The 6,820-nt window shown below is 37.1% G+C and carries 7 protein-coding genes and 3 pseudogenes; 1 reads left to right on the forward strand and 9 read right to left on the reverse strand.

The features are described from left to right. Window positions 1-317: 317 nt before the first annotated feature. The 3 genes and pseudogenes from QZ995_RS23990 to QZ995_RS23335 all read right to left on the reverse strand — a co-directional run. Window positions 318-422: pseudogene (locus QZ995_RS23990) on the reverse strand (YolD-like family protein); the annotation flags it as partial. Between the two features lie 371 nt (window positions 423-793). Further along, a complete protein-coding gene (locus tag QZ995_RS23330) occupies window positions 794-1,561 on the reverse strand; it encodes a hypothetical protein (protein ID WP_301812303.1) in 768 nt (255 codons plus the stop codon). Between the two features lie 284 nt (window positions 1,562-1,845). Further along, a complete protein-coding gene (locus tag QZ995_RS23335; RefSeq protein ID WP_301812304.1) occupies window positions 1,846-2,250 on the reverse strand; it encodes a 3D domain-containing protein in 405 nt (134 codons plus the stop codon). Window positions 2,251-2,729: 479 nt separating this feature from the next. On the opposite strand from QZ995_RS23335, the gene QZ995_RS23340 reads away from it, so the two are divergent. Continuing rightward, window positions 2,730-4,037, forward strand: coding sequence for a hypothetical protein (locus QZ995_RS23340; RefSeq protein WP_301812306.1), 1,308 nt, complete (start codon window positions 2,730-2,732; stop codon window positions 4,035-4,037). A 241-nt stretch (window positions 4,038-4,278) separates the two neighbouring features. Here the strand turns inward: QZ995_RS23340 and QZ995_RS23345 are convergent, their stop codons facing one another. The 6 genes and pseudogenes from QZ995_RS23345 to QZ995_RS23370 form a co-directional block, all read right to left on the reverse strand. Continuing rightward, window positions 4,279-4,749: a PLAT/LH2 domain-containing protein gene (locus QZ995_RS23345; protein ID WP_301812307.1), complete on the reverse strand. Its 471-nt coding sequence runs from the start codon at window positions 4,747-4,749 to the stop codon at window positions 4,279-4,281. A 202-nt stretch (window positions 4,750-4,951) separates the two neighbouring features. Continuing rightward, a pseudogene (locus QZ995_RS23350) lies at window positions 4,952-5,574 on the reverse strand (glycoside hydrolase family 73 protein). Continuing rightward, complete coding sequence (locus QZ995_RS23355; RefSeq protein WP_301812309.1) at window positions 5,571-5,816, reverse strand: hypothetical protein; 246 nt, start codon at window positions 5,814-5,816, stop codon at window positions 5,571-5,573. Before QZ995_RS23355 ends, QZ995_RS23350 begins: the two are co-directional and overlap by 4 nt. Beyond that, window positions 5,813-6,283: a phage holin family protein gene (locus QZ995_RS23360; protein WP_301812310.1), complete on the reverse strand. Its 471-nt coding sequence runs from the start codon at window positions 6,281-6,283 to the stop codon at window positions 5,813-5,815. The genes QZ995_RS23355 and QZ995_RS23360 overlap by 4 nt, the downstream gene beginning before the upstream one ends. A gap of 170 nt (window positions 6,284-6,453) precedes the next feature. Beyond that, entirely contained in the window at window positions 6,454-6,570 is a 117-nt protein-coding gene (locus tag QZ995_RS23365; protein ID WP_301812311.1) for a CD1375 family protein, read from the reverse strand. Beyond that, window positions 6,563-6,820: pseudogene (locus QZ995_RS23370) on the reverse strand (hypothetical protein); the annotation flags it as partial. The gene QZ995_RS23365 and the pseudogene QZ995_RS23370, both read right to left, overlap by 8 nt.

The raw sequence follows: 6,820 nt of genomic DNA on the forward strand, positions 1-6,820 counted from the left end.
TTCAACACTTATTTCTTCATGCTTTCCAACTCTAATTGAATCTGGAGCATCTAGGGAAATACTTTTGAGTCTAGATGCTGCTTCTGCTAAACCTCCGCCGCCCAGCGATACAAGAAAAATAAACAAGGCCAAAAAGGTCATCAATAAACTTTTGAAAGTTTTCATTATAACACTCTCCTTTATTAATTACCTATTTTTTACATTTTACCATCATTTTCAATTAACAGTCAATTTTATTGTTTTTAAATTCCGTATTTTGATTTTTTCATACATTACAAGTGTTTAACTTACTGTATTATAGCTAACTGTTAGGGCGTCGGCTTTTCGATCAATTTCTTATCCTCGTGATACTGACGTAACATTTCTACATGTTCTGGCAAGATGAATTTTGTTACAAGTGGATCAAGGATTTTACTAGCCATCAAAACATCTCCCTAAATACGAATGTGTGTTCTTATTTTGTTAGATGATGAGGAGATTATGCAATGGGTAAAATTACATTTCCCTCACAAACTTAAAACCCTCTGCCACTTTATTTTGACAGAGGGTTCATATTAGTTAACGGTGAAAGATTAAAACAATGATCTTGCTAGGGTAAAAACTCCCCAGACCACCAAGGATAGCACTACGGTTTCAAAAACAATATACGTAAAGGGTTCTTTTTTCTTACCTTTAGAAGTATAAAGGAGCAACTGGAAAATAGACATTGTAAGGAACACCATCAGTAAATTGTCCACGTTGCACCTCCTAGCAAAATCTTTCATCATTTTAAACCAAATCTATCTGTCTTCTATTAATCTACCCACCATTTCTTTGTAGTTACAGTGCCATCTGAATCAATTTGAATATTGATTCTTCTTTCCCAATTTTCATCATCTTCACTTAGATAAACCAAGATAGTTTCTGTTCCCCTTTTTGGTACGGAAGCTGAAACAATTGAACCCCATAACGGGAAATTATATTGAGCTGATACGGCTGCGGCACTCTTGGCGTAATCTTGCCAGTTATACGGTTTCTCTTTACCGTATTTGTCTAGGAGCCTAGCAACATAAGGAATCTTATCTATAATTTTATATGAAACGAAAGTCCCTAGGCCGTTTGCAGCCATTTTAGCAACATCGCCTGATGCCATGTCGAACCAGGTTGTTTTCGCATTCTGCTGATAGTAATAAACACCTGGGCGTTTGAAAATAGAAAACTCCCCATATTTAATAGTGTATTCTAAAGGGATTCCGTACATGTCAATAACGTTTGTTCTCATCTTGATAGGCTTGCAATCACAATCCACTCTGAAAGGCTTTACTTCGTCTTCTGCCTCTTCTTCTTTTGCTTTGAGGTCTTCACTACCTACCCAGGTGGTGTCCACCTCTGTTTCTATTCTTGAAACTTTTCCTTCTTTGAACTCATCACTTGTTGGATACAAATTGTTATACGATTTGTCTTGAGATAGTTCTTTTATTATTTTTTCCTCTTCTTGGGTGTATTCACTTTCTGCCGCTGACACAGACAACGCCGGAATTAGTAAAGCCAAACTCAAAACACCAACAAGAAACTTTTTCATAACCATCCTCCAACTTTTTATTTTGTTAATTTACAATATATTACATTAAATACCATATTTTTTCAATATTAAGATAGCAAACAAAAAAGCCCTCTGACGTTTTATAACTTTCCGTCAGAGGGCTTGCATATTATCGTTGACTCGCTAAATTAGGGTAGTATCAGCGAAGCTGTCACCACCCGCAATAAGAAAGATTAGAACGGTACATATTAAAATTACATTTACTCTTTATTGTCAATGTTCAGATTTGTTTTCTTGTAAAAAGCCGTGTAATCGTATTGCCTTTATGGCCCTTTTATTAGTTTAACTTTTACGTATGGATTGTCCCATCTTTTGTCTATTTTTTCGTAGGGATCTCCCTGAGGATAGAAAATATCAATCCTTCCCTTAGTTATTGCAGAACCTGTATCACAAGCGTAAGCTGTAAAAGTTTCCCACTTTCCAGTCTTAGGATTTATAGCTCCACTAATTTCAACAGTCGATCCCAAGAGAATATCACCTTTTTGATTACTTACAGCAATGTCACCAGCTTTAACTGCTCTTCCGCCTTTAGCACATGTGTGGATCGTTTTCTTTGTGTTCCAATAGGCAGTGGCTTTGAATTTATAATCCCAAGCAAAAACAGATGCTGGTATAGCAGCACATAGCGCTATACCAACTAAAATTGTAGTGATTTTTCTTTTTTTCATGGAATAACACTCCTTAAAAGTAAAATAATGTATATATTTATTAATTAGATGAAAATTCCAAAAACCCTCTATAGATAATTGCTTATTTTTCGACAATTTTTTCGATATTTTAGAAGTTGATAAATATTATCGAGCTGGGTTGAAGATGCCGCGAGGTTGGGGATGGCTCAGAAATCCTAAGAAGTATGCTTATAATAAAGCTTATAACAGGACTACGTTTGTATATTTAAGGTGATTAAGAAAATGTTTAAATAGCAATAACCCTCTAGGCTTCCTAGGGGGTTATTGCTATTTATAAATGATTTTATGTTTTATTACGCCTAAGAAAGAGATTATATTTCTTCCCTATCATAATTAAAAAAGAATATATTTTTTAAAAAATATACAAAAAATGACATATTTAATTACATATTTTTCATTTTTTGTTTTGTATAATGTAAATGTGTCGGCCGACGTAGAACTTATTTATGGAGGAAGCTATGTTCTTATCTAAACTTAAACATTTTCTATTGTTAACTTTCACCTTTGCTCTCGTACTGTCCGGACAAAGTTTTGTTTTTGCAAAAGACATATATTCGGATAATCTGATTCCTAAAATGACTAGTAATACATCTCCGGAAGGTATTGCTAGTGCTAGTCATCAAACTGAAAATGCTTTTGTAGTATTTGATCGTAAAAATACGACTAGGTGGGAAACTCCTGACAATGTATCACAAGGATGGATAGCTTTTGAATTCCCTACTGAAACAATCGTTAATAGATATTATTTATTCGGTATGAATCCTTACGATATGCCTATGGATTGGAGTTTTGAAGGGTGGAATGGCTCTGAGTGGGTTGTGTTAGATCAAAAAAATAATTACGTCTCATGGGGGAGTCCTTCTTATGGATCTTTTGAATTTAACAATACAACTCCATATATTAAATATCGGATTAATATAACTGATGTAGTTAGACCTAAACCTTCAGATTCAAGAAGTATCAAATTAACTTATCTTGAAATGAGTCAAAAAATAAATACTATTCCAGACCCTGAACTAGACCCAGCATCCAAAAACTTGATTCCTAAAATGACTAGTAATACATCTCCGGAAGGTATTGCTAGTGCTAGTAGCCAGCTCGAAATTACAACTCCTCCCTATCATGCCTTTGATCATACTGATACAAATTATGGATGGTCTTCTAATAAACCACAAGGATGGCTAGCATACGAATTCCCAACCAAAACAATCGTTAATAAATATACTTTACTCCCTTCTGTCAGAGATAATCTAACAGCTAATCCTAAAACATGGACTTTTGAAGGATGGAATGGTACTGAATGGGTTGTATTAGATTCGCAAAATAATATTGGAGATTGGGAGATGCATAAAAAAAAGGAGTTTATTTTCAATAATAATACTCCATATATTAAATATCGGATTAATATAACTGCTACTAATGGTTATAAAATTATAAGTATTAAGGAAATGGAAATGATGAACACTAATGCTTCTTCTGAACCTGAGCCTGAGCCTAATCCTAATCCAGATCCAGATCCAAACCCTAATCCAACCGGAAACGCACTTCTGGTTATTTACATGGATAGTGGTTTAATCAAAGAATATGAAATGACAAATGAAGAAATAAGAAACTTTACCGAATGGTATGAAGGTAGAGCAAAAGGAAACGGTAAAGAAGCATACATCGTTAATAAGAAATACAACATCGGACCTTTCAATTCTAGAAAAGATTTCATTAGCTACAGTCATATTGAAAGCTTTGAGGTTCAAGAATACAGTAGATAATAAGATACCCCCTCTTACACTATGTGGAGGGGGTATCTTATTTTTTTAGTCTGTTGTTTAGATCATCAATGTTTGGTTGCAAAATTTCATGAAAATAAGCAATATGGTTGCAGTTGATTGTCAAGAAAAAGAATAAAAAACCTCCCGATTAAAGGAGGTTTTTTAGCGTGTAGAGAAAATACCGAAAGGTACGAAGGTCTGCACGCTGACTCTTCATCACTTAATCGATGCAGAGTATAATCTATGGGATTGGATTAGGATAAAATGTTTGAGAACCGTTTACTCCAACCCATTGACCATTTAAAAAATTCCATGTACTCGCATTGTGCTCAACTTTAAAAAATGTTGGGAACCATCCAGGTTTGTAACCTGTGCCATCTGTGTACATCTTAATACTTGTAATGGTACCAAGATTTTGGTCAGCAGATATATAGTAAGTGTCAGTAGCACCACGTTCAAAATCATTATAACCCGGTCGGTCCAATAGTACTTGAGGTGAACTACCACCTGTGCCTATTAGTTGTGCATAGATGTTCGAATTTGTTCCTGCATCCTCAACATCAGCCGTTGTTATAGTGAGAGCGTAAATATAGGCGGTAACCACATCTTGGTTGTTGGAATTCTGAGCAGTATCACTAGCATAAACGCTTTGACCAGCAAGTAAGAGAACTACTGCCATGATTGAAGATAAAACAAAAGTAAAATGTTTCATAAAAAACCCTCTCCTTTATTAATGGTATTTTATGGATTATTATGTAGTTTTATTGGGTTTAGAACCTTCTTGAGTATCAAAGCAATTTTTTTGGCTATATTGTATTTACCAACAAAAAATAAAATAAACTCTCCTGTATCAGTAGCATAAGAAGAGTTTGTCCAATGCCTTAAAACCTCCCGATTAAAGGAGGGTTTTATCGTTATTCATTCTGCGGTTCCTGTCCACTTGCAATCCTCAGCTCATCTGCCAATTGCCCGATTCTAATAGCTTCATTCTTCATCCCCATTTGATTGTACAAAGCCCATTGCCCTTGTAAATGGCTAATAATTTCGTTCGCTACCTCTAGTTTCACTGTTGGTTCCTCCTTGTCATATTTCCTAGACCGTACTTTTCAATCAATCCAATTAGCTTATCCGGATAACCTGGATCAGTGGCATATCCACCCTTATGGATAGCATGGCAAGCAGTCTTATAATCAGCACCTAGTACGCCATGATAACGTGTAGGCTTGTCTTTTGTGCCGTTTAGAATTAGCTTCGAATGGTCTGCAATAGACTCTCCCCAATTGTTGTAAGCTCTGAAATTAGCTGTAATGGTTGTCCATTTACCGTTGTAATTCTCCTTTGTAGGCATAGCGCAGACACCCGCTGGACCTGTTCCTTTGATACCAAACAAATTGTTTCCTCGTTTCGTTAGTCCACTTTCTCCCCAAGCTGATTCTAGGATTGCTTGAGCAATTGTAAGAGACGCTGGTATCTTTGTTTTCTTCATGTCTGCTACAGCACTAGGTGCTATCTTATCTATAAAGTCTTGTGGTTTCATTGCTTGTTCCCTCCGTTGTCTGTTTTTGCATAGCTGTAGGCTCCCGAAGCCGTTAATCCAACGACCACCGCTGATAGAAGATTGGTTTTTACTTCTCCGTTTGGAAGAAATACGAAAAGAGCTGAAAAAGCCATGGCAACAATTGGGGCCAATTTATTAGGGACACCAAACCCTTTAGCCACACCAGTTAGCGCCGCAACAATGGCAGCTAATGTAGCAATATCAGTGGTCATCTCCATCATTTTTCCTCCTTGTGTCTCTGTGATCGCTCAGCTTTTGCTTTTAGTTCTGAGCCTATGATTCTCATAACAGATATAGGGACAATTCTCCCCCATCCCGCTCGTACCACATTTGCTGTTACGCTCACCCATGTGTGATAACACAAAGCAAATACAACGCCATAAAAAAGGAAACCGGGAGTCTTTAAGGCAGCGTCAAAAAAATTAGCAATGATAGGTAACAAGAAAATGAATAGAGTACGTGGTATTCCTTTCCTAATCCCATAATCCGATGAATAAGTTTTCTCTTTCTTCGATGCAAAAACACCCGTAAACCAATCAGCTCCAATTATTAGACAGAAAAAAAACAATACGTCTCGACGCTCTGGACCGTATAAAATATCGATCCACGGGAGGACCACGGCCCCTACAAGAGCAGCAATGCCGTTCCCTGGCTTGAATAAAGTTTGAATTTCGTTTGTTAGCCGCATGTGTCATGCCTCCTCACCCCTTGGGGCAAATAAAATAGGGAGCCGCAGCTCCCCATAAAAAAAGCCTACTTCATTGAGAAAAGGCTTGCTGTCAGTTCCCAATCAGATAGCTTCCGGATCAGTTTCTACATCATCTTGCAAGTTACTGCTCTATCAATAAATACCAAAGGTTAAACAGAATCGTTGTCACCATACAGCATCGCTCGTACTTCCTTTTGAAGATTAACTGGCACCTGATCAATCGAACGACGATCGGCTCTTATCAGCTTGTAATAGATTTCAACCACCTGTACTCCCCCCTTTCAGTACTTGCAGCTCCTCGTATACCTGCGCTACAGCGTCCATAATCGTAAGATTTTCCGCTTTGGCTTCAGCCAGTTCTACCTCCAACTGAGCAATTCGTTCTTCAGCAGGTAAGGAAACGTCGACATATTCATACCAGACTTCACTCGTCTGAGGATTGTAATACAGCATTGCGTCCTTTCCACTTTGCATTTCTCTCGCAGGTAATGACTCAATCAATGCACCTGTTAGGCG

It is taken from the genome of Brevibacillus laterosporus, assembly GCF_030489605.1.
GTDB lineage: Bacteria > Bacillota > Bacilli > Brevibacillales > Brevibacillaceae > Brevibacillus_B > Brevibacillus_B laterosporus_E.

Excerpts from the sequence above, each read along its gene's own strand:
- QZ995_RS23330 (WP_301812303.1), bottom strand. The coding sequence starts at position 1,561 with ATGAAAAAGTTTCTTGTTGGTGTTTTGAGTTTGGCTTTACTAATTCCG.
- QZ995_RS23335 (WP_301812304.1), bottom strand. The coding sequence starts at position 2,250 with ATGAAAAAAAGAAAAATCACTACAATTTTAGTTGGTATAGCGCTATGT.
- QZ995_RS23340 (WP_301812306.1), top strand. The coding sequence starts at position 2,730 with ATGTTCTTATCTAAACTTAAACATTTTCTATTGTTAACTTTCACCTTT.
- QZ995_RS23345 (WP_301812307.1), bottom strand. The coding sequence starts at position 4,749 with ATGAAACATTTTACTTTTGTTTTATCTTCAATCATGGCAGTAGTTCTC.
- QZ995_RS23355 (WP_301812309.1), bottom strand. The coding sequence starts at position 5,816 with ATGATGGAGATGACCACTGATATTGCTACATTAGCTGCCATTGTTGCG.
- QZ995_RS23360 (WP_301812310.1), bottom strand. The coding sequence starts at position 6,283 with ATGCGGCTAACAAACGAAATTCAAACTTTATTCAAGCCAGGGAACGGC.